The 21,164-nt window shown below is 57.5% G+C and carries 21 protein-coding genes and 1 pseudogene; 15 read left to right on the top strand and 7 right to left on the bottom strand.

The genetic code is table 11. The features are described 5' to 3' along the window. The first annotated feature begins 132 nt into the window (after positions 1-132). The gene (locus tag H2O17_RS04800; RefSeq protein ID WP_182050640.1) at positions 133-786 is read left to right on the top strand and encodes a winged helix-turn-helix domain-containing protein; all 654 of its coding nucleotides are present in this window, start codon (positions 133-135) and stop codon (positions 784-786) included. A gap of 29 nt (positions 787-815) precedes the next feature. Here the strand turns inward: H2O17_RS04800 and H2O17_RS04805 are convergent, their stop codons facing one another. Continuing rightward, on the bottom strand, positions 816-1,631 hold the full coding sequence (locus H2O17_RS04805) for an AMIN-like domain-containing (lipo)protein (protein WP_182050642.1): 816 nt from the start codon (positions 1,629-1,631) through the stop codon (positions 816-818). A gap of 133 nt (positions 1,632-1,764) precedes the next feature. Further along, positions 1,765-2,931, bottom strand: coding sequence for a trans-sulfuration enzyme family protein (locus H2O17_RS04810; protein WP_182050644.1), 1,167 nt, complete (start codon positions 2,929-2,931; stop codon positions 1,765-1,767). 50 nt (positions 2,932-2,981) lie between these two features. Between H2O17_RS04810 and H2O17_RS04815 the strand changes: the two genes are divergently transcribed. The 3 genes from H2O17_RS04815 (at position 2,982) to thiL (ending at position 5,959) form a co-directional block, all read left to right on the top strand. Further along, a complete protein-coding gene (locus tag H2O17_RS04815; RefSeq protein ID WP_182050645.1) occupies positions 2,982-4,115 on the top strand; it encodes a D-alanine--D-alanine ligase family protein in 1,134 nt (377 codons plus the stop codon). A 184-nt stretch (positions 4,116-4,299) separates the two neighbouring features. Further along, a complete protein-coding gene (locus H2O17_RS04820; RefSeq protein ID WP_182050646.1) occupies positions 4,300-4,842 on the top strand; it encodes an NADPH-dependent FMN reductase in 543 nt (180 codons plus the stop codon). A 94-nt stretch (positions 4,843-4,936) separates the two neighbouring features. Further along, positions 4,937-5,959, top strand: coding sequence for a thiamine-phosphate kinase (gene thiL, locus H2O17_RS04825; protein ID WP_182050647.1), 1,023 nt, complete (start codon positions 4,937-4,939; stop codon positions 5,957-5,959). An 89-nt stretch (positions 5,960-6,048) separates the two neighbouring features. On the opposite strand, the pseudogene H2O17_RS04830 reads toward thiL, so the two are convergent. The 3 genes and pseudogenes from H2O17_RS04830 to rpmB all read right to left on the bottom strand — a co-directional run bounded on the left by H2O17_RS04830 (position 6,049) and on the right by rpmB (position 8,171). Then, positions 6,049-6,139, bottom strand: a pseudogene (locus tag H2O17_RS04830). An 83-nt stretch (positions 6,140-6,222) separates the two neighbouring features. Then, positions 6,223-7,524 carry a peptidoglycan bridge formation glycyltransferase FemA/FemB family protein gene (locus H2O17_RS04835; RefSeq protein WP_182050648.1) on the bottom strand — a complete coding sequence of 434 codons (1,302 nt, stop codon included), beginning with the start codon at positions 7,522-7,524 and terminating at the stop codon, positions 6,223-6,225. A 455-nt stretch (positions 7,525-7,979) separates the two neighbouring features. Next, entirely contained in the window at positions 7,980-8,171 is a 192-nt protein-coding gene (gene rpmB, locus H2O17_RS04840) for a 50S ribosomal protein L28 (RefSeq protein ID WP_182050649.1), read from the bottom strand. Positions 8,172-8,401: 230 nt separating this feature from the next. On the opposite strand from rpmB, the gene H2O17_RS04845 reads away from it, so the two are divergent. From H2O17_RS04845 to H2O17_RS04890, 10 genes are all read left to right on the top strand, one after another. Next, entirely contained in the window at positions 8,402-10,687 is a 2,286-nt protein-coding gene (locus H2O17_RS04845) for an ATP-dependent DNA helicase RecG (RefSeq protein ID WP_182050650.1), read from the top strand. 1 nt (position 10,688) lies between these two features. After that, positions 10,689-11,258, top strand: coding sequence for a 16S rRNA (guanine(966)-N(2))-methyltransferase RsmD (gene rsmD, locus H2O17_RS04850; protein ID WP_182050651.1), 570 nt, complete (start codon positions 10,689-10,691; stop codon positions 11,256-11,258). After that, complete coding sequence (coaD, locus tag H2O17_RS04855; RefSeq protein WP_182050653.1) at positions 11,255-11,743, top strand: pantetheine-phosphate adenylyltransferase; 489 nt, start codon at positions 11,255-11,257, stop codon at positions 11,741-11,743. The genes rsmD and coaD overlap by 4 nt, the downstream gene beginning before the upstream one ends. Beyond that, entirely contained in the window at positions 11,740-12,330 is a 591-nt protein-coding gene (locus tag H2O17_RS04860) for a hypothetical protein (RefSeq protein WP_182050655.1), read from the top strand. Before coaD ends, H2O17_RS04860 begins: the two co-directional genes overlap by 4 nt. Beyond that, complete coding sequence (locus tag H2O17_RS04865) at positions 12,321-12,887, top strand: YceD family protein (RefSeq protein ID WP_182050657.1); 567 nt, start codon at positions 12,321-12,323, stop codon at positions 12,885-12,887. Before H2O17_RS04860 ends, H2O17_RS04865 begins: the two co-directional genes overlap by 10 nt. Positions 12,888-12,934: 47 nt before the next feature. Continuing rightward, positions 12,935-13,687, top strand: coding sequence for a ribonuclease III (gene rnc, locus H2O17_RS04870; protein WP_246311331.1), 753 nt, complete (start codon positions 12,935-12,937; stop codon positions 13,685-13,687). Beyond that, the gene (mutM, locus tag H2O17_RS04875) at positions 13,687-14,514 is read left to right on the top strand and encodes a bifunctional DNA-formamidopyrimidine glycosylase/DNA-(apurinic or apyrimidinic site) lyase (protein ID WP_182050661.1); all 828 of its coding nucleotides are present in this window, start codon (positions 13,687-13,689) and stop codon (positions 14,512-14,514) included. Before rnc ends, mutM begins: the two co-directional genes overlap by 1 nt. A gap of 61 nt (positions 14,515-14,575) precedes the next feature. Next, positions 14,576-14,809: a type II toxin-antitoxin system ParD family antitoxin gene (locus H2O17_RS04880; RefSeq protein WP_182050663.1), complete on the top strand. Its 234-nt coding sequence runs from the start codon at positions 14,576-14,578 to the stop codon at positions 14,807-14,809. Next, positions 14,806-15,096 (top strand): type II toxin-antitoxin system RelE/ParE family toxin, encoded by a 291-nt coding sequence (locus tag H2O17_RS04885; protein ID WP_182050665.1) that lies wholly within the window; start codon positions 14,806-14,808, stop codon positions 15,094-15,096. Before H2O17_RS04880 ends, H2O17_RS04885 begins: the two co-directional genes overlap by 4 nt. Positions 15,097-15,404: 308 nt before the next feature. Continuing rightward, positions 15,405-16,022 carry a response regulator gene (locus H2O17_RS04890; RefSeq protein WP_182050943.1) on the top strand — a complete coding sequence of 206 codons (618 nt, stop codon included), beginning with the start codon at positions 15,405-15,407 and terminating at the stop codon, positions 16,020-16,022. A gap of 71 nt (positions 16,023-16,093) precedes the next feature. Here the strand turns inward: H2O17_RS04890 and H2O17_RS04895 are convergent, their stop codons facing one another. Beyond that, positions 16,094-16,798 (bottom strand): TetR/AcrR family transcriptional regulator, encoded by a 705-nt coding sequence (locus H2O17_RS04895; RefSeq protein ID WP_182050667.1) that lies wholly within the window; start codon positions 16,796-16,798, stop codon positions 16,094-16,096. A 230-nt stretch (positions 16,799-17,028) separates the two neighbouring features. Between H2O17_RS04895 and H2O17_RS04900 the strand changes: the two genes are divergently transcribed. Next, positions 17,029-19,296, top strand: coding sequence for a glycoside hydrolase family 3 C-terminal domain-containing protein (locus tag H2O17_RS04900; protein WP_182050669.1), 2,268 nt, complete (start codon positions 17,029-17,031; stop codon positions 19,294-19,296). Positions 19,297-19,513: 217 nt separating this feature from the next. Here the strand turns inward: H2O17_RS04900 and H2O17_RS04905 are convergent, their stop codons facing one another. After that, the gene (locus H2O17_RS04905; protein ID WP_182050671.1) at positions 19,514-21,163 is read right to left on the bottom strand and encodes a sensor histidine kinase; all 1,650 of its coding nucleotides are present in this window, start codon (positions 21,161-21,163) and stop codon (positions 19,514-19,516) included. Position 21,164: the final 1 nt, after the last annotated feature.

Here is a 21,164-nt window from a genome sequence, read left to right on the forward strand (position 1 = left end):
CTCTCCGCCTGCGGCTTTGATCTACGTTCTTCCTCTGAGAAATGGCAGGGAGGTTTAGGTAGTAGTCGCGCGGCAGTGCGCAGATGCGAGACGCGCAGATCCAGAACCTTCCACGGTGCGATACTAAGATGTATGACTGACGTGAAGGCTGAGCTGAGCCAAAAGATACCTTCGTTTGATCTGGAAAGAACACAAGTTCTTGCCAACGGCCTTCGGCTCTCGATCCTCTCTCGGTTTCTAGTTCATTCGCGGATGCGATCCAAGGACATTGCGGAAGCGTTGGGAAAACCGCCTAACCTGATTGCCTACCATCTCAAGAGACTTGAACAGAGTCAGTTCCTCAGACGCGCTGAAGTACCGGGTGCTGACGGGCGCGAGGTGTGGTGGGAGCTCGATCCCAGCGGAGTATGGATCGTCCCTGAAGATGAACCCGAAACGAAAGCTCTCGGCTATGAAGCAATTCGTCTTCAAACTAATACTATGCAGGATATATATGCACGGTCCCGCCAATCGGGTATTGCTGACGCCCATCCTCACGTAGTTGTGCGCTGCGGAGTGAACTTGACGTTGAAAGAGGCCGAGGAGATCACTGACATGATCTCAGCCGCAGTTACAGAGATAGTTGCGCGGCGTACCGAAGTCACTGCAGTGCCCAAGGATGTTACCTACATGGCGAACATTGAGTGGTATGCAGCGTCAGAAGATTCCGCGGAGGGGCTCGCGGCTCGTCAGGACCCCGAGGAACTTCGTCGCCGTGCGATTCGAGCTTTCTATAACGGCAAATAGGGCGCTTCCGAAAGTTCGGCGGCTACAGACTAGCTGGCGGGAAACTCGATCGAAAGCTGGTACGTATCGTCGTCGAAATCAATAAAGTATGGTGACTGGGCGTCGAGCCCAATGAAGATAAGGTGCATACCTTCAAACGGTGCTTGCACATTGATATCGCGAATGACTTGGGTGGTAGGAAACACCGGCTCGAGGTTCATGTCCTCACCCTCCTCGGGATACCTTACGCCGGAGACGGTGATTTGTAGGATAGCGGATCCTTGAATCTCCACGGGTAGTCCGCTGCCGTCGGCGATCGCTTCATCGACCCATTGGGCGTGCCACTCTAGATCCCCTGTTCCAGCGGCGTATTGGATGATTGCTCGTTCGATACCGGAATCTACCGCTGCACGTGCACCAGTAGGCAGGTAGTTACCGGTGAGCTCAGGGAAGTCGTCCGACTGGCTTTCGCCGCTGGTCCATGTCTCGTCTGGTCGAGGGGTAGAAGGCGCAGTTGCCGAGCTAGGGGCGTCGGTAGTTGGGGTCTCAGATGGACTGAGCGATGTCTCGGTTGTGGTCTCTGACGTGGTCGCGTTGCCTGTTTCAGGACTCGTGGTGCTTGATGTACACGCAGCGATCGTGAAGGTAAGTATGGCTGCGGTTGCGATAGCGATTGTGCGGCGCATGAATGCCTCCAGAAGTGGTGATGGCGCAGCGTGTTGTGCCGGAACAGCCGCCGCGAGACTCAAACGGTAGATTTGATCGGTTGATTTGAACGGTAGCAGGCCTGGCACAGACCGTGGATCGGGTGTACCGGGAACCGCCACCGCATATGTGGAAAGAGCCCAGCCGTTGTCACTCCTCACTTAACCATGTGTGAGCTCTTCAATCCACAAGGAGTCTGCGCGTGTGGCGACTAGCCGGCGTTGTTGCTCGCTGGCGTGCGAACTACCGGTGGGCGTGAACTACCGGTGGGTGTGAACTACCGGCCGGCGATAACTACCGGCGGGCGTGAACAGCCTGCAGCGCCTGTTCGAGATCTTGCCACAGGTCTTCGATGTCCTCGATTCCCACGCTCACACGCAAGAGGTCTTCGGGAACTGTCGGGGCCTCGGTTGGGAAGCGGCGGCGGCGTTCAAACGATGATTCGACTCCGCCCAAGGATGTTGCCGGAAGCCAGATGTTGGTGCGTGTGCCGAGGTCATCAGCTGCCTGAGCACCACCAACAGGGCGCATCGTGAGTACGCCACCAAAGCAATTCATCAGGGCTGTGGCGCGATCATGCTGCGGATGGCTTGCAAGAGAAGGATGCGAGACTTCGGCTACCAGCGGGTGACCTTCAAGCCGGCGCGCAAGCTCCGCTGCATTCTGCCAAATCCGTTCCATCCGCAAAGAGAGCGTACGCATTCCTCTCAGCAACAGCCACGCTTCGAATGGCCCGGCGATACCACCTGAGTTAGTGCGCTCTTCTTGAAGTTCGGCTTGGAGTTCAGGGTTGTTGGTTACGGTTGCCCCCAAGACCACGTCCGAATGACCGGACAAGTACTTTGTTGCCGAATGAACGACGACGTCGGCGCCTTCTTCCAGCGGATGCTGACCAAGCGGGGTGGCAAACGTGTTGTCTACCACTACCAACGCACCAGCCTCATGTGCGGCTTTGGCGATGGTGGGGATGTCGGCGATCTCCAGCATCGGGTTGGTAGGTGACTCAATCCACACAAGTCCTGCGGGTTCGCCCGCTGTGATGGCGGCAATGACTTCCTCTGTGTTCGCGATGTCTACCTCACGCACCTGACCGCCTTCACGCTTCGCCCTGTCATGAGCCACAAGCAAGGTGGCGTGGTAGGCATGACGTGGAGTGACGATTGCCTTGCCGGGCGCACCGAGATGTATGGCGTTTGCAACCGCCGCCATGCCGGAAGAGTGCAGTAATGCGGACAAATCGGCGCCTTCGAGCGTGGCGATGAGCTTTTCTGCAGGATGCCAGGATTCGTTGGTCCACCGCGCGTACAACATGGTGCCGTCTGGTTCACCCAGGCTGTAGTACGTCGAAGAAATCGTGATGGGTGGGTTGACGGGTGAACCTTGGGTGCGGGGTGGACGTGCTGCGGTGGCCACCACAGTCGCGGGGGCAAGGTGGGTGTTGGGGGCGGTCGTATTCTCCATAACAAGTAGGCTACGACTTGATGGAATGAACCACGAGAAAGGTTCGAACTGTGGCATCGAAGATTCGCGTCGCGCTGATCTACGGTGGGGTCTCTGGGGAACACTCGGTTTCCTGCCTCACCGCCGCGTCAGTAATGAAGGCAATGGACCCCGAAAAGTATGAAATCCTGCCAATTGGCATTCGTCAAGATGGAACCTGGGTTCCAGGAGTAGCGGATCCGTTGGTCTTGGAAGGGGCTGGCGCTCGCGGAACCGTTGGCACGTCTGATGATCAAGTGCTGCTTGGGATCGGCGCCGGCCATGATGCGGTGTATTCCACCGCGATGTCGCTTCCGGAGGGAGAGACCCACGGGGATCTGCGCGAGCTCGGTGGGGTAGACGTGGCATTTCCCCTTCTCCATGGTCCCTTTGGCGAGGATGGCACAATTCAGGGCATGCTTGAAATGGCTGGGATTCCTTACGTGGGCTCGGGCGTCTTCGCTTCCGCCGCTGGTATGGACAAGCATTTTATGAAGGTGGTTTTGGAGGCCGCTGGCTTGCCGGTGGCGCCATATGTGGTAGCAACCGCCAAGCGGTGGCGCTTGATGCGGGATGCTGTGCTGGAAGAAGTGGCAGCCAAGCTCACCTATCCAGTGTTCGTCAAGCCGTGCCGCGCTGGATCTTCCCTCGGAATCACCAAAGTGGATACCCCGGCTGGTCTGGACGCTGCTGTGGAGTTCGCCCAGAAGACTGATCCTAAGGTTCTTATCGAACAAGGCGTGGTTGGCCGAGAAATCGAATGTGCAGTCTTGGGCGGTCACGGTGATGCTTCTGCGCGGGCTTCCGTGTTGGGTGAGATCGCGTTGGATATGGAACCTGGTGCTTGGTATGACTATGAGACCAAGTACATTCAAACTGAGGGTTTTCACATGGTGATCCCGGCGGAAATTGATAGGGAAGTGGCTGAGCGGATGCGGGCCATGGCAGTTGACGTGTTTGATGCCTTTGAGTGTGAGGGCATGACTCGCGTGGACTTCTTCTTGACGCCTGAGAATCACATCATCGTCAACGAGCACAACACCATTCCCGGCTTCACGAATGTATCGATGTATCCCATCCTGTGGGAACACACGGGAGTGACATACTCGCATCTCATTGACGAACTCATTGGATTGGCGTTGGAACGGCCAGTCGGCCTGCGGTAAGGCGAAGTCGTGGCTCCCTTTGTGTGCTGGGAGCTAGCTGCGGGTGGGATTAAAGTCCCATCAATTGTTTGGTGTACCACTCTTTGCGCGAGAGCTTCCATCAATTAATAGTTAAAGGGTAAAGTAATTCGTGTTCGCGAGGAACCCTCGCCACATAGAGTCGTAATCCCTGAAAGGATCTCAAGTGAAGATCGTCTACCTCGTCGGCAGCTTGGCTGAACAGTCCATCAACCGTGGCCTTTCTGAAGCAGTGAAGAGTGTTGCCCCTGAAGGCATGGAGCTAGTTGAGGTTCCAATTGGTAGCCTGCCGCTGTACAACCGCGACCTCGATACCAACTACCCGCAGGTTGCAAAGGACCTCAAGGCAGCCATTGAAGATGCTGACGGCGTCATCCTGTTTACGCCTGAGTACAACCGCATGTACTCCTCTGCGCTTGCTAACGCCATTGAGTGGTCATCGCGCCCATGGGGCAGCATGTCCCTCGCTGGCAAGCCTGTCGCGGCTATTGGCGCTTCGCCATCAGGCATTGGCACGGCATCTGCTCAGCAGCACCTGCGTTCAACTCTCGCATTCTTCGGCGCAAAGGTTATGGGCCAGCCGGAGGCCTACATTGACGCGAACAAGGCCGAACTGACATCTGACGGAACCGTCAACGAGGATGCAGCTAAGGTTCTCACCAACTGGGTGAACGCTTTTGGTAGCTTCGTTGAGGCCAACAAGGCCTGAAGGCACATTCCATGTGCGGCTGTGCTTGTGGTAGAAGCTGAGGCCAGCGACATCTCACATCGTCCTCGGTCAGACTGGATGGCATGATTGAATCATGCTCGTCAGAGAACTGACCGAGGACGATCTGCTTTCAATCATCGTCCCACACCTGCCTCAGGCCCGCGGAATCATCGTTCCTTCGGGTGATGACTGTGCTGTGATTCCAGCGCCCGACGGACGGGTGGCCGTTTCTACTGACATGCTTGTGGAGGATATCCACTTCCGGCGGACCTGGTCTACAGGTGCCGACGTCGGCTGGCGAGCAGCAATGCAGAACCTAGCAGATGCTGTTGCGATGGGCGCTCATCCCTCCTCGCTGGTTGTCTCCATGGAGCTACCTGCCGACCTCAACATTGTGTGGGTAGATTCCTTTGCCCGGGGGTTGGCTCAAGCGTGCGCAACCATGGGTACTGGCGTTGACGGTGGCGATCTGGTGGGTGGTCAGAAGGTCACGATCTCGGTCACTGTGCTTGGGAATCTTGAGGGCCGCAGGCCGCAACTTCGGTCGCTGGCGCGTCCTGGTGAACCACTCATCCACTGTGGCGTACTTGGTCATGGTGCGGCTGGGATGGCGCTACTTGAACGTGGATATACGCGCGAGGCTGCGGTACTGCCTGATGCAGAGACCGTGCTCATTGACGATTTCTTGCGCCCGAAGCCGCCGCTTCTGCAGGCATTGGATGCCTGCAGAAGCGGCCGCATTGGTGCGTTCATGGATGTATCTGACGGGCTCCTTCGCGATGCGCACCGCATCGCGAAGGCTTCCGGCATGTGGATTGAGATTGAATCGGAGCGTCTTGCACAGGATCTTCAATCGCTGACCGGTGTGGCGCGGCGGCTGGGCATGTCGGACCCCTGGGAGTGGGCACTCAACGCGGTGTTGACTGGTGGGGAAGACCACGGCTTTCTTGGCACGTTGCATGTTCCTGCCGAGCGGGCGTGGGGGCCTGGTAGGCCAACACTTCCGAGCGGATTCCGCAGGATTGGAACCGTGAAGGAAGGTCATCAAGGAGGCCGCGTGACGGTGGATGGAAAGGATGTTCGCGGGCTGGGCGGATGGGACCACTTCAAGTCATAGAGGAGTGGATACAGACTCAGCCAAGACGCGCTGACCAAGCTTCGGTGAGCAATAACAACGGCCCCGAAGCGAGTGCCCGGGGCCGATAGCGGAGAAGGTAGGATTCGAACCTACGTGGGATTTCTCCCTCTCATAACGCAAGCGTTAAGAGCGCAATAAGCCAGACTATGCGACCTCTCCAAGTTCAGTGCAGAACGTTGATGCTAGTCTACGCCAACTGAGATGAAAAACGTGACGTACCATGCCTCAGGTTTGGTAGTTCTTCATATTTGTCTAGGAAAAACTAAGCCAATTGCGGCGGTTTTTCTAGCAAGCAGATGGCGAATGGGAACATCAAATGTACCCACGTATTCCTCCACGTTTCCTCGAAACTGACGCTTGAAGTCAAGCACGCCAGCATCTGTGGCGTGCTGTGAGAAGTCACCAGTTATCCCGAAGAAGTTGTATCGATCCACCCCTCGTGTGGTTGCGCGCATCAGCATCTCACGATGAATTGCATACACTCCGCCGAAGCTCTGGTATTCGCGATACGCTCCCGAGATCAAGTACACGAACTCGTAAGGAGTCGTGACGAAATAGGAAGCTGCCAGCGGAACCACATCGCCGTGCGCAGCGCTGATCCGTTCAGCGTCTGCACGATGCCTGCAGTAGGTCTCACGCTCCGCGGCCAACTCTGACTGGCGGAGGTGTTGCTTCTTTGAGAGAGTCTTGCCAGCGGAGGTCTTCTCATGCTCGAGTTGTGCGAGTGCTGTGAGTTCGATATCGATTTGGTTGATCTTGTCACTCATGCCAGCTGAGTATTCCGCACAGTGGAGGAAGGCGGCGGGAATCATGACAACGTCGGGACCACAGTGATTGAGGAGATCCTTATAGTATCCAAAGGTACTCTTGTGAAGCTCCGGCATAGCGGTCCGTTCGGCTGTAGATGCCATAACGTCTTCAAGCACGGCGAACTGGGAGGCGTCCAAGAACTGTACCTCGATGCCTCTTTCGGGCTCGCTCGAAATCCGGGTGCGTGCTGCTTGCTTACAAGAGGCTGCCACTTGGTCGAAGCTCATGCCACCAATGTCCTTCACGTACACCCAGCGAACTTGAATATCGCCACCGTCGAAGAACTCTCTGTCCACCTGAATGCCACCCACCCTTTTGACTACTTCTTCAAGCCGCGCCGCATTGCGAGCGTCACCTAGACGCTTGGTATCCACATAATGTGAGGCCTGCACCAGCGGGTTGAAGCGCAAGGCGATGACGCGCGGGTTTTGGCGCAGGTACTGAACTAAGCCGCCCAAGAACTGCTCCACGAGTTCCTCGTCATCCCAATCGAGTGTTGGTCCGAATGGGATATACGCTCGCAAGAAGAGCTTTCGCCAAGGTTGAAAAACCACAAGCGCGGCTGCTACCACTCCGGCGTCGTCCACTAAGCCAACATAGATTGCGTGGTGGCCTTCATCGGCACGGGTGTGGGCGTAGCTGGGAAGCTGCGTGTAGAACGCATCTTTGCGGCTCCGAATGTACTCTGAATACTCTTTTTCGGTCAGTTCCACAAACTCGGGGGAGCGAAGCACTTGCTACTGTCCATTCTGCTGGGGGATCGTTGTACGCACCATAACTGGTGAGCAAGAGCGCGTTCTTCAACGCACAAAGGTAGTGTGAAACGGCCTCTATGCATATCAATGATTACTAGTTTCCTATTTACGGCTAATCATGCTCCGAATGAGAAATGTAGTGATGATTGGCCTGCCAGCCACGGTGCACAACAATGCTCTCAGTGGCCACGGTAGTTTTGCTGAGTGATTCCCCGGAATAGGCTGAATGAGCGCGCGTCAGTGCGCGAATCGAGCTTGATTGCGTTAGGCACCGCGATGCACACGCTAGGTCGATCAGACGCAGTCCACTCCGGTGGTGGAGAGACCTGTGGTCAGACTGTGGTTCGGTACGATGCCCGTTACAAATGGCACCGATCGTTACAAACAAAATGAGGGCCGACCACATGATCGACCCTCATTGATGCTTAGTACGCTCAGATTGCGCGCTCCACCTTTCCTGCCTTGAGGCAGGAGGTGCAAACGTTCAGACGCTTGGGTGCGCCATTGACAAGTGCGCGCACACGCTGAATGTTTGGATTCCAGCGACGGCTGGTCCGCACGTGAGAGTGCGAGACGCTCTTGCCGAAGCTCGGGTGCTTGCCGCAGACGTCACAGACAGAGGCCACGGTTCTCTCCTTTATTCGCTGACGGGACGCCAGCGGCGTCTCCTGACTACCAACAACAAGGTTGGCAACCACACAAGTATAGACACGGAGAGGGGAAGGGACCAAGCAGAGACCCGGTGGTGTGGCGCACTTCGCCTCCTGCCCGTTGCATTCTTCCCGTAAGTATTCTCAGGTAATCTGGCAGAGGTTGCCCAACCAAATGCGGGGCAGTTTGCGATCGGGGAGGGTCGATGGTGCAGGCAGTGGCGAGCGACGATTGGACTGCATTGTCCCGCCCGTTGGAGCGAGCACTCGGTAAGCGCACTGCAAAAGCTCTCGAACGGCTGGGGCTTAAAACGGTGGAGGACCTCGTTCTCCACTTCCCCTTCCGATTGGCCCACAGAGGCGAGCTTATGCCCATCTCTCAGGTGCGTGAAGGCGAGTCTGTTACGGTCGTGGCTCAGGTTCTGAGTGCTTCCTTGCGCCCGATGAATGCTCGGAAGGGCTTTCTGCTCACTGTGCGAATCGCTGACGGGCGCAATGAACTTGGTCTGACGTTCTTTGGGAAGGCGATGCGGCCGCTCCAGTACCATGAACGTCGGCTTCAGGCTGGAACGATCGCCACGTTTTCAGGCACGATTTCTTCGTATCGAGGCGAACTCCAGCTCAATCATCCTGAGTATGAGATTTACGACGACGAACCCGATCTTTCGAAGATCTCGCAGCCGATTCCTATCTATCACGCCACTGAAAAGCTTCCCTCATGGCACATTGAGCGTGCAATCGCCGCGGTCCTGCCCACACTTACCGCCGCCGATTTCCCGGACCCTCTCCCTGCTGGTTATCGGGCACTCCACCATTTGCCGAGCCGCTTCGACGCGATTCACGCCTTGCACCAACCTACGGAAGACAAGGCGTGGGAACAGGCGAACGCTCGAATGAAGCACGAGGAGGCCTTCGTCTTACAGACCTCGCTGGCACAGCGTGCGGCTCAAGCGCGCGGACGCAAGGTATCGGCTTTTCCTGCCACGGCAGGAGGCCTGCTGCAGGCGTTCGATGAACGGCTTCCGTTCGCTTTGACTGACGGCCAGGTAACGGTTGGCGGCGAGATCTCTTCAGAGATCGCCACCTGCGTGCCGATGCAGCGGCTGCTGCAAGGCGACGTGGGTTCCGGAAAGACGATCGTCGCAGTGCGAGCGATGCTTCAAGTTGTCGACGCCGGAGGCCAGGCAGCTTTCCTTGTTCCCACCGAAGTGCTGGCATGGCAACACCTTCGCACTATTGAAGGCTTGATGGGCGAACTGGCGATGGGTGGCCAGTTGGGCAGCTCAACTCAGAGCACGCGAGTGGAGATCTTGACTGGATCCCTCACTGCGGGCCAGCGCCGCAAGGCACTGGCCCGGATTGCATCCGGCGAGGCAGGGATTGTTGTTGGAACACATGCGCTGCTTTCTGAAGACGTGCAGATTCCTTTCCTCGGCCTTGCAGTTATTGATGAACAGCACCGGTTTGGCGTGGATCAGAGGGACTCCCTTGCCTCGGGTGTACACACGCTTGTCATGACGGCTACTCCCATTCCGCGCACGATAGCCATGAGTGTCTTTGGGGATCTAGACGTCTCTACATTGCGTGAGTTACCCCAGGGAAGGGCCGGGGTCACGAGCACCTTGGTTCCACTGCACAATGAACGGTGGATGGACCGCGCGTGGGAACGTGCGGCCGAGGAAGTCGCCAGCGGAGGACGAGTCTTTGTGGTGTGCCCGCGCATCGATGCCGACCAGCCAGAAGATGCCGAGCAGTCAGAGGAATCCGAGCAGTTAGACGCATTTGGTGATGACGAAGCTCCCACTGATGCGAGTCGACTCGCCAGCTCCCGCGCACACGAACAAGAACAACTCAATGTGCCCGGAACGGACATCGCTAGCAAGGATGAAGTTCATTCGGCCGTGGCCACGCACGACTTCTTAACTGGTCGCCTTCCCGGAATCACGATTGGCATGCTGCATGGCCGAATGAAACCTGATGAGAAGGCAATGGCGATGGAACGCTTTGCTTCAGGCCAAGCGCCTATTCTCGTAGCCACCACTGTGGTGGAAGTCGGAGTGGACGTCCCAGATGCCACTCTCATGATCATTCTTGACGCGGATCGATTCGGGCTCTCCCAACTTCATCAGTTGCGCGGAAGAATCGGCAGAGGTACGAAGGCTGGGTTGTGCCTCGCTGTGACTGGCGTTGCTTCAGGAACTCTGGCACACGATCGTGTTGAGGCCTTCGTCAGCACTACAGACGGTTTCGAGCTGGCAGAGAAGGACCTTGAGTTGAGATCAGAAGGTGACGTACTGGGTGCTAGCCAGTCAGGAGGCCAGTCGCATCTGCGCTTCCTTTCAGTTGTGCGTGACGCGCCCACCATTGAGGTTGCGCGCGAGGCTTCACGTGCCTTGGTGCATGATGACCCGGACTTGACTCTGCACCCCGAACTGGCAGCTGCCGTAGCCACCTTGGATACCGGACGCGCACACTACATGGAGAAGGGATGACATGACTCGCATAGTCTCAGGAACGGCAAAAGGACGCACTCTCAAAGTGCCCGCAAACGGCACCCGCCCCACGTCGGATCGTGTACGTGAGGCACTCTTTTCTCGGCTAGATCACCTTGGCTACGTGACCGACTGCGAGGTGCTAGACCTGTACGCCGGTTCGGGAGCACTCGGATTAGAAGCGGCCTCGAGGGGCGCGAGCTTTGTGCAGCTCGTCGAACATGCCAAGGGTGCGGTGAATGCCATTCGCGAGAACTCACGAACGTTGGGTTTGGACGTCGTCGTCGACAACGCAAAAGTGGAAACGTGGCTGGCACGCGAACCCAACCGGCGATTCGACCTCGTGTTCCTCGATCCGCCCTATGCGCTCGGTGAAGAAGACCTTGCGCGGGCGCTTCAACTCTTGACGCCGCATTTGGAGCATGACGCGATGGTGGTTGTGGAGAGATCGTCGCGTTCGCCCGAACCCACGTGGCCGGCGCAGCTGGAGCGTGAAGATGAACGCTCTTGGGGCGATACCCGGGCGTGGAGCGCGGTTGTACGGCCCGCTACGACTAAGGTTGAAGCATGACATTAGCAGTGTGTCCAGGTTCCTTTGACCCGATCACCCTGGGGCACGTTGACGTGATCCGTAGGGCATCGATGATGTTTGACGAAATCATCGTGGCCATCGGAGCAAATCCAGGGAAGAACTACCTGTTCAGCGTGATCGAACGCGCAGACCAGGTGCGCGAAGCCGTGAAGGAAATACCAGGGGTGCGGGTTGGCGTCATTCCGGGGCTCGTTGCCGAATACTGCGTGACGGTGGGAGCAAGCGCAATCGTCAAGGGTCTACGCGGTGCCGCCGACTACGAGGGTGAGCAAGCCATGGCCCTCATGAACCGCCACCTCACGGGAACAGAGACAGTTTTTGTAATGGGTGACCCGAACCTCGGGCACATCGCTTCGTCGCTCGTGAAAGATGTAGCCAATCACGGTGGCGATGTAACAGACTTGGTGCCGGAACATGTAGCTCAGGCGCTCGCAGCACGTGCAGCAATCAAGGAGAACCGATGAATCCGAAAGAAGCGGAGGGTGCCTCCCTCGTAGAGATCCTCCAAGACATCACCGAAATGGTGGAGAAGGCTCGTTCAGTGCCCATGTCGGCTTCAGTCATGGTCAACCGCGCCGAGTTGCTAGATCTACTCAGCTCTGCAAAGGACATGGTGCCCAGCCAAATCGTGCGCGCTGACGGATTGCTAGCACAAGCCAGCACTGTGACCGAGGATGCCAAGATTCGGGCTGAACAGATTCAGCAACGCGCTGAAGACGACGCCGACACCATCATTCAAGAGGCTCGCGAACAGGCTTCTCGCCTTGTTTCGCAGGATTCAGTGACAATCGCCGCAAAGGCGCAGGCCCAACGCATTGTCGACGACGCCATGTCGCAGGCCGAAAAGCTGCGCCGCGGAGCGGATTCGTATTCAGATACAGCGCTGCTTGCCCTCCAAGATCAGCTCTCAGAGATGGGCAACGCGATCGACGGGCTCTCCCAAGGAGTCCAAGGCCAGATAGACTCGGTCCTCGGCCAAATTGCAGCGGGCCGCAACGTGATTGCGGAACGCCAGGACGAGGAAGAAGAACAGGAAGAATCATGGACCTAAGAAGCCCCTTTGTGGTATCGCTCATTCCACTTCCTCGCCAAGAGGGTTCTCACATGACGTGGGAAGAGGAATTCGCGGCACCTGGAGATTTGGGCGTTGAGTTGATTGGTGTTCCCGAAGGGAGCCCCGTTCAGGTCTCGCTCAGCCTGCAGTCCGTTTCCGAAGGCGTGTGGGTTTCTGGGCAGGTGCACGTGAACCTTTCAGGTCGCTGCTCCCGCTGCTTACGCGATCTTGAGGAAGAGCGTACCGATTCCATTGGTGAACTCATCTTCTACCCGGAGCGTAAGGCCGCGATCCTCGATCTGGGGGAGGACGAGGACGCTGAGGACCTTCCGGTCATCGTAGATGACCACATTGATTTGGAGCCCATCATCCGTGACGCAATTGTGCTCGGACTCCCGTTCCAGCCATTGTGCCGCCCCGACTGCCCCGGACTCTGTTCAGAATGTGGCCAGCGATGGGATGATCTGCCAGAGGATCATCATCACGAGCACACCAACCCAACGTTCGATGTACTCGAGGGAATCCGTACACAGCTGGAGGCCGAACAGGCGTGAGCTATCGCGATCTACTGTCCCGATGGGGTATCGAGATTTCGCGCCCGATGTTACGCCTTGCGCTCACCCATCGCAGTTTTGCCTATGAGCATGATGAGCCCCACAACGAACGTCTCGAATTCCTTGGCGACTCCATCTTGGGTCTGATCGTGGCCGAAAAGGTGTACCGGGAGTATCCGGAGGCCACTGAGGGTGACATGTCCAAGATGAAGATTGGATCGGTTTCTGAGGTGGCGCTCGCGGACATCGCCCGGCATCTGGACTTAGGTGACTCGATCCGACTTGGTAGGGGAGAAAAGATTGACGGTGGCCGCGACAAGGATTCAATCCTCTCGGACACAGTTGAGGCCCTCATAGCAGCCACCTACCTTGAGCATGGGATGGACGCCACCCGCGAGGTTGTGGAACGCCTCGTTGCGCCGAAGATTCTTGAGGCGCGCAACTTGGGCCCGAACTTTGACTGGCAGACGAAGTTTGCGGAAATGACGCGGGATGCTGGGATAGAAGGGACTCTCACTTTCGAGTTCTCAAGCGAGGGCCCGGATCACGCGCGCGTGTTTACTGCCATTGGAACGATGGATGGCCGCACGTGGGGGCAAGGCACCGGGACTACTCGGAAGAAGGCGCGGCACAAGGCGGCGCAGGCCTCGTGTGCAATGTTGGAGGCTGAACTCGCCTCGAAGAGTGCCGGGTCACAGGCTTCACGCGGCGCCGAAGCTTCGCCCGCGGTCGCGGCGGCAAGCAAAGCCGTGGATGCATTCAAGGTTACCCAGACCGCTGCTGGGAGCGAGCCCTCCTAGTGCCTGAACTTCCCGAAGTGGAATCCGTGCGGCGGGGCCTTGTAGACCACGTAGTTGGGCGTCGTATCGATGCGGTTGAAGCATTCGGAGATCGAGTGGTTCGCTACGCTCCACAGGGCCTCGAATCCATCACGGGTTCCTCTGTTCACCAAGTGTTCCGGCGAGGCAAGTACCTGTGGTTTGACTTTGGTGATTCGGCCCTAGTTGCTCACCTAGGGATGTCAGGGCAGTTTCGCGTGAACAGTACTGGACTCAAGCATGTCCGGGCGCGTTTCTATCTCTCCGATGGTTGTGAGCTCGCCTTCGTTGACCAACGAACCTTCGGACACCTCACTCCGAACGCATATGTGCAGCCAGACGCGGCTGGAGAGCGCCTTCCCGCGATGGTTGCTCACATTGCCCGAGATCTGGTTGATCCGCGGCTTGATCTGACGGAGTTGGTGGAGCGGACGGCAGCCAAGCATTCTCAGATCAAGCGTGTGCTGCTAGATCAATCGGTGGTATCTGGAATCGGAAACATCTACGCGGATGAAGCATTGTTTCAGGCAAGTATTCATCCTGAAGTGATCGCAGCTGATCTGCCTTCCGCCGCTATTGTGAAGCTCTACAGGTGTGCAACGGATGTACTCAATCGGGCAATTGCTGCTGGTGGTACCTCATTTGACTCCCTTTACGTGAACGTCAACGGGGAATCAGGATACTTCGACCGATCCCTTGAAGCGTACGGACGGGCAGGAAGGCCATGCACGCGCTGCGGCACTGCTCTGGCGCGCACAGTGGTGGGTGGGCGATCCTCGCATTTCTGCCCAAAGTGCCAGCGCCGGTAGCGGCAGGGCATCCAACTACTGATTACTCCCAGCTGATACCAATTGTTGGTATTGTTGGCCCATGGCTACCAATACGTCGATCAGTCTCGATGATCACTTCGCGGCGTTCCTCGCCCGTGAAGTGGCTACGGGGCGCTATCGCTCGGCGAGCGAGGTTGTGCGGGCAGGTTTGCGTTTGCTTGAGGATCAGGAGACGCAGATAGCTGCGTTGCGTTCTGCGCTGATCGCCGGTGAAGAGAGCGGCCGGGCGGAGCCTTTCAACTTCGACGCCTTCATTGTCGCGAAGAAATCGTGAGCGCGTTCCGGCTCACACCAGCAGCCCAGCGTGACCTCTCTGAAATTTGGGACTTCACGCAGAAGCGCTGGGATGTAGTCCAGGCTGAGGAATACATCGCCGAGATCCGCGACGCAATCGAGCGTGTTGCGAAGGAGCCGAATCGCGGTCGTCGTTGTGATGAAATTCGTGATGGTTACCGTCGTTATGTCGTGGGGAGTCATCTCGTCTTTTTCGTTGAGTATGAGGATGCGATTGATGTGATTCGCATACTGCATCAGCGGATGGATCCTACGCGGCATATGTAGCCAGTGGTCATGTCGGTCGTGGATTCAACCCGGACATGATGAACGTCAACGGGGAATCAGGATACTTCGACCGATCCCTTGAAGCGTACGGACGGGCAGGAAGGCCATGCGCGCGCTGCGGCACTGCTCTGGTGCGCACAGTAGTGGGTGGGCTACGTACCCAGGCTCGGCGGCGAGGCTATCGCGCGCCAGAGTGCAGTTTGTGGCACAATTTATGCAGTGACCGTTATCCACATGTTGGATGGACGCAAGTCCAAGACCGCCGAGAAAGAGCGTATATCGTGACAACTGGTGAAGACATTCGAGTAATGATCATTGATGACCATGAAGTGGTTCGCCGCGGCATTGCAGAGGTCGTAGATCGTGCCGATGGATTGACCGTGGTTGCTGAAGCTGGCAGCGTTGCTGAAGCTGTTCGCCGTGGTGAGCTTGTGCATCCGGAAGTGGCTCTCGTAGATCTTCGACTGCCAGATGGAACCGGAATTGATATCATCCAGCAGCTCGCGGAGGTTTCACCTGAGACCCGTTCGATCGTGCTCACGTCTTTTGACGACGACGACGCCTTGGCCGAAGCTCTCAACGCCGGCGCAAAGGCTTACCTGTTGAAGTCTGTGCGTGGAGCGGAAATCACTGAGAACATTAGAGCTGTGGCCGCCGGGCGGACCTTGCTCGATGAACGCACAGTTTCGCGCCGCCGGGCTGATCATGACGATCCTACGGCGGACCTCACTCCTTCGGAGCGGAAGGTGCTCGCACTGATTGGTGATGGGCTCTCCAATCGCGAGATCGGCGAACGTCTAGGCGTGGCGGAGAAGACCGTCAAGAACCACATCACATCCTTGCTTTCCAAGATGGGGCTGCAGCGCCGCACTCAAGTGGCTGCTTGGGTGGCAGGCCAGCGCGCGGCGGGCTGGCGCAACTCCTGAGCCTTAGCGCTATTTACGCGCAGCTACTTGCGCGCAGCTACCTTCGCGCAGTGCAGCCTACCTGCGGCTGGCTACGCGTTAAGTACTTCGGCTTCGAAGTCCGCAATGACGGCTTTGAGGAATCCGGTGACGTTCTCAACCATGTTCAGGTCAGGGTCTACCAATGACTGGAGTTGGAGTCCGTCTGAGATGGCCTGCAAGACAGTGGCAAGGACTTGTGGATCCGCGTGGGGGTCGATCCGTCCCTGCCGCTGTAACTCACTGAAGATCTCTGCGAAGGACTGCCTGACCTGATTCCCGCGATCAGCGAAGTACTCATGTGCCAGACTCTGTGGATCTGCTGCAGCAGTTGACATGCGCGAGAAGAGTTCCACAAGTCCGGGGACCTTTTGGTTATGCTCGATGAGGTCTAGAAAGGCACGCAGCGCAAGGTTCACGTCGTTGTGGCAGAGGCGAAGGTAGGCCAGCCTCAAGGCGGCCAACTCGCCGTGTTCCACCACTTCGGGGTCGCTCAGCACAGCGTGTTGGTCGTGTTCGGAGAGCGTCGCGACAACGCGGCGCACGTCAGCCGTGTCGCGGGCACGCAGGATGTGGATGAACAGGTCCTCCTTGGAGGCGAAGTAGTGCAAGAGGCCCGCTTGGGAGAGATTCACTGCAGCTGCGAGTTCCTTAATGGAAGACCCGTTGATGCCTTGATCGGCGATCACTTCAAGGGCCTTGTAGGTGATCTCATCTCGCTTAGCGATGCCTTTTGCATATGAACCTCGTAGTGCCATGGCTGCAATCCTAACGCTCGGTTTGTTGTGATGGATGGCCACGCTGCGCCGCATCCGTGGTACGAAAACTAGGCTCAACCAAACTATCAATAATGTTTGACATCTAAAAACCGAACGCCATAAGCTTTTGGTATCTGGCGACGTCGTCGTTGGATACAATGGATTCAGGATGACAATGACGTCGCAGCTTGTTGGCAGACCGCATCCGCAATACCAAGAAGGGCAACGGGATGGCTGAGCATAAAGCTACCGATCTAACTCTCGAAGAAAAGGCTGCGCTGACAAGTGGCGCTGACTTCTGGACAACAGAGGCTATCGAACGCGCGGATGTTCCCTCCGTGATGGTGACCGATGGTCCGTATGGCCTGCGTAAGCAAGCAGGCGCTTCCGACAATCTCGGACTTTCAGAGTCCGTACCAGCTACGTGTTTCCCGCCTGCCGTAGCTCTCGGATCCTCACTTGACCCCGAACTTGCCGAACAAGTAGGTGTGGCTCTTGGTGAGGAGTGCCGGGCAGAAGATGTGGCCGTGCTTCTCGGACCGGCTATCAACATTAAGCGTTCACCACTGTGTGGACGGAACTTCGAGTACTACTCCGAGGATCCGCTTGTCTCTGGTGAGTTGGGTTCTGCATTCGTACGTGGAGTTCAGTCTCAGGGCGTTGGCACCTCCCTCAAGCACTTCGCTGCCAACAATCAAGAGCAGGACCGCATGAGGATTTCCTCTGAGGTTGACGCTCGCACGCTGCGCGAAATCTACCTGCGCGGATTCGAACGCGTGGTTCGTGAATCCCAGCCTTGGACGGTCATGTGCTCGTACAACAAGATCAATGGCGTGTACGCTTCCGAGGATCCCTGGCTCCTGACAACCGTTCTGCGCGACGAATGGGGATTTGAGGGCCTCGTGGTGTCTGATTGGGGCGCAGTCAATGACCGCGTGGTGGGCTTGCCTGCCGGTCTTGATCTTGAAATGCCATCCAGTGGCGGCCGCACCGACGCACAGTTGGTTGCCGCGGTCAAGGATGGCAGCTTGGATGAGTCCTTCCTCGATATTGCTGCACAGCGAGTGCTTGATCTGGTTGATCGTGCTCAACTGCGCCCCGCACTAGCGGAACCGTGGAGTGTTGATGCGCATCACGCCCTCGCCCGTGAAGTAGCCCGGCGTTGCCTCGTGCTGTTGAAGAACGAAGGCGGCCTGCTGCCACTGCAGCCCTCCACCCGCGTTGCCGTGATCGGAGAGTTCGCCCGCACGCCACGGTTCCAAGGCGGTGGATCTTCGCATATCAACCCCACACGAGTAGACAGTGCACTCGATGCAATCCGTGAGTTGGCCGACGACGGGCGAGTCTCCTTTGCTCCTGGCTTCACGCTGGACGGATCGGGTGATTCCGAGGCTCTCACCGCTGAGGCGGTTGCGGCCGCCAGCACTGCCGAGGTTGCTGTAGTGTTCTTGGGACTTCCAGACTTTGAGGAATCCGAAGGATACGACCGCACGCACATCAATCTGCCAGCTGCTCAATTGGAGCTCCTCAAGGCCGTTGTAGCTGCGAACCCAAACACTGTGGTTGTGTTGTCAAACGGCGCTGTTGTGGCACTGCCGTTCCGCGATTCTGTGCCCGCAATCCTCGAAGGTTGGCTGCTGGGCCAAGCTGGTGGAGGTGCGACTGCAGACGTCCTCTACGGAGTGGCAAATCCGTCTGGTCGCCTAACTGAAACAATTCCGTTGCGCCTTCAGGACAACCCGTCTTATGGCAACTTCCCCGGAGAGCTCGGAAAGGTGCGTTACGGCGAAGGCGGTCTGGTTGGCTACCGCTGGTACGATGCCAAGGATATTGAGGTCGCCTTCCCCTTTGGGCACGGCCTTTCATACACCACGTTTGAATATGCTCATCCTACGGCTCGCATCCTTGCGAACGGCAACCTCGAAGTGGGAGTCCGCGTTACCAACACCGGCAAGGTGGCTGGACGTGAGATCGTTCAGGTCTACACCGGCTTCGCTGGTTCCTCAGTTGTAGAGCGCGCACCGCGCGAACTGCGTAAGTTTGTCTCTGTGCAGCTTGATGCGGGGGAGTCCCGTCAGGTGCAGGTGGAGATCGCCCGCAACGACCTAGCGTATTGGGATGTCCGCGTTGATGGGTGGATCGTCGAAGGCGGTACGTACCGCGTGGAGGTTGGCGCCTCGAGCCGCGATATCCGTGGTTCGGCTGAGGTATCCATCGACGGCGACGTACTGAACATTCCCATCACCCGTGAGACCGCCATCAGCGAGCTCGTAGCACACCCAGTGGCTGGCAAGATCGTGAGCGACGCATTGGCGCTGCTGGGGGGCGCACCAGCGGAAGACGGTGGGGAAGCAGATGCTTCGGCCTTGGGCGCTGAATCGCTCGTCAAGCTCATGGGATCTCTACCAGTGGGACGTCTGATTGGATTCTCTGGTGGTCAGCTCACTGACGAAATGCTGGATCACATGATCGAAGCAGCGAATGCCGCAATTGCGTAAGTAGCGGGACTCCACCAATGGCCCGGCCCCAGCAAACCGCTAGGGCCGGGCCATTCCTGATTGTGGAGGAAGCTTGCCTTCGTAGAAATCGTTCTGCAGGAAGCTCTTCATAGAGAGCTCGCCTTCGTGGGAAACGCTCTGCAGGAAGGTCACCATAGAGAGCTCGCCTCTTATCGAGAAGCTCTGCTAACTCACCTGTGACCCTGCGCTGCGACCGCTAGTCAACAAAGGCCATCCATTCCACCCGTGTTCCTGTGCTGTGTGCACCGGGCCGGATGGAGAACGTTCCGTGATGGCGCCTGGCGCGCGCAGCCAAATTGGAGAGGCCGGATCGGCGTGAGAGCTCAGGATTAACGCCTTGGCCGTCGTCGGTGACTCGAACCTCAACTCGTTGATTCTCGATCCGTACTTCCACATGAGCCTCAGTAGCATTCGCATGCCGTGCGGTGTTGGATAGGCACTCTCGCACAACGGCAGCGACGTCGTCGGCAATATCGGAACCCAGTTCGTCATCGATCTCTGTGTGCGCACCGGAGGTGATGATCTCTCCGAGGTTTGAGATCTTGAGCGTTGGGGTAAAACCGAGCGAGGTGTGTGCCAGCGTGATCTCGTGGCGCAGGCGCGTGACAAGTGGAACGGTTGCCGAAGGGTCTCGCAGCGAGTAAATGATCTGCCGAATTTGGGTAACCGAGGAATCGATGGAATCAATCGCAGTATCGAGGCGGTCAAGAACCGTATCTGGAACGGCGTCTTCAGTGGCCAAATCCCCACGCACGGCTGAAAGCTCCATGCCGGATGCGAAGAGCTGTTGAATGGCTAGGTCGTGGAGATCGCGTGAGATCTGGGCACGGTCCTCTAGCTGCTCAGCGAGCGTCTGGGTCTGGCGTGCACTGGCTAGTTCGAGTGCAAGAGCTGCTTGGCGTGCAACGTTCTCGGCCATTGAAAGGTCGGCTAAATCGAACTCTGGCCCATTAATCTGGCGCAGTAATACGATCACACCGAGGGGCTTGCCTTTTGAAAGCATAGGAGCGTACAGCGCCGCACCGAACTCAGCCAGTTCAGGAACCAAGAGGTGGGATTGGCGGGTCATAGAATCTACGATCAGACCCGTACCTTCCCGGATGACCGTTTGTGCTCGCCCGCCTGGTGGGAAGTCCAAACCGATGAGGCGTTGGGCGCCCTCGCCTTCGGCAAATTCGCATGCCCAGCTATTTCCGATGGATGGCAGCACGATAAGAGAGATATCTGCCCGAGCTACTCGGCGCATTTCGCGCGCAATGAGCTCAAGTGCCTCTTCTTCGTCTGTTCCCTCGAGAAGAGCAGTAGTGATGGCGCGAGAAGCAGCGATCCACATAGCGCGCGAGTTCGATTCGGCGTACAAACGTGAGTTCTCCACTGCGATCGCGGCAGCTTGGCTCAACAGCTCCATGTTGCGCCCATCCGAATCCTGGAAGCCGTCTTCCTTATCCGCAAGGTAAAGCCGCCCATACACGCGAGAATGTATGCGCATCGGAACACCAAGAAAGCTCGTCATATGCGGATGGTGCTTGGGCCAGGGGTACCGGTTGATGTAGTGCTCAAGGTCATTGACGATGAGGTAGGTGTCATTGGGAAGATCACCGAACACCCCGTGACCGGCGGGTGGGTTGCCGATCCTTTCTGCGAGGTGGTGAGGCATGCCGGTGTAGACGAACTCGAGGGTCTCGCCACTGGAGCCGAGTACCGCCAGAGCACCATACTTGGCTCCCGTTAGCTCCACACTGGAATCCACAAAAGTCTGCAACACCGACTGCCGGTCCAAACGCGTGGTGAGATCCAATGCGTGGGAGATGATCGTCGTCAGATCTGAAGTGGTTGTCTCCGTCATA

The sequence above is a fragment of the Changpingibacter yushuensis genome (assembly GCF_014041995.1).
Lineage (GTDB): Bacteria > Actinomycetota > Actinomycetes > Actinomycetales > Actinomycetaceae > Changpingibacter > Changpingibacter yushuensis.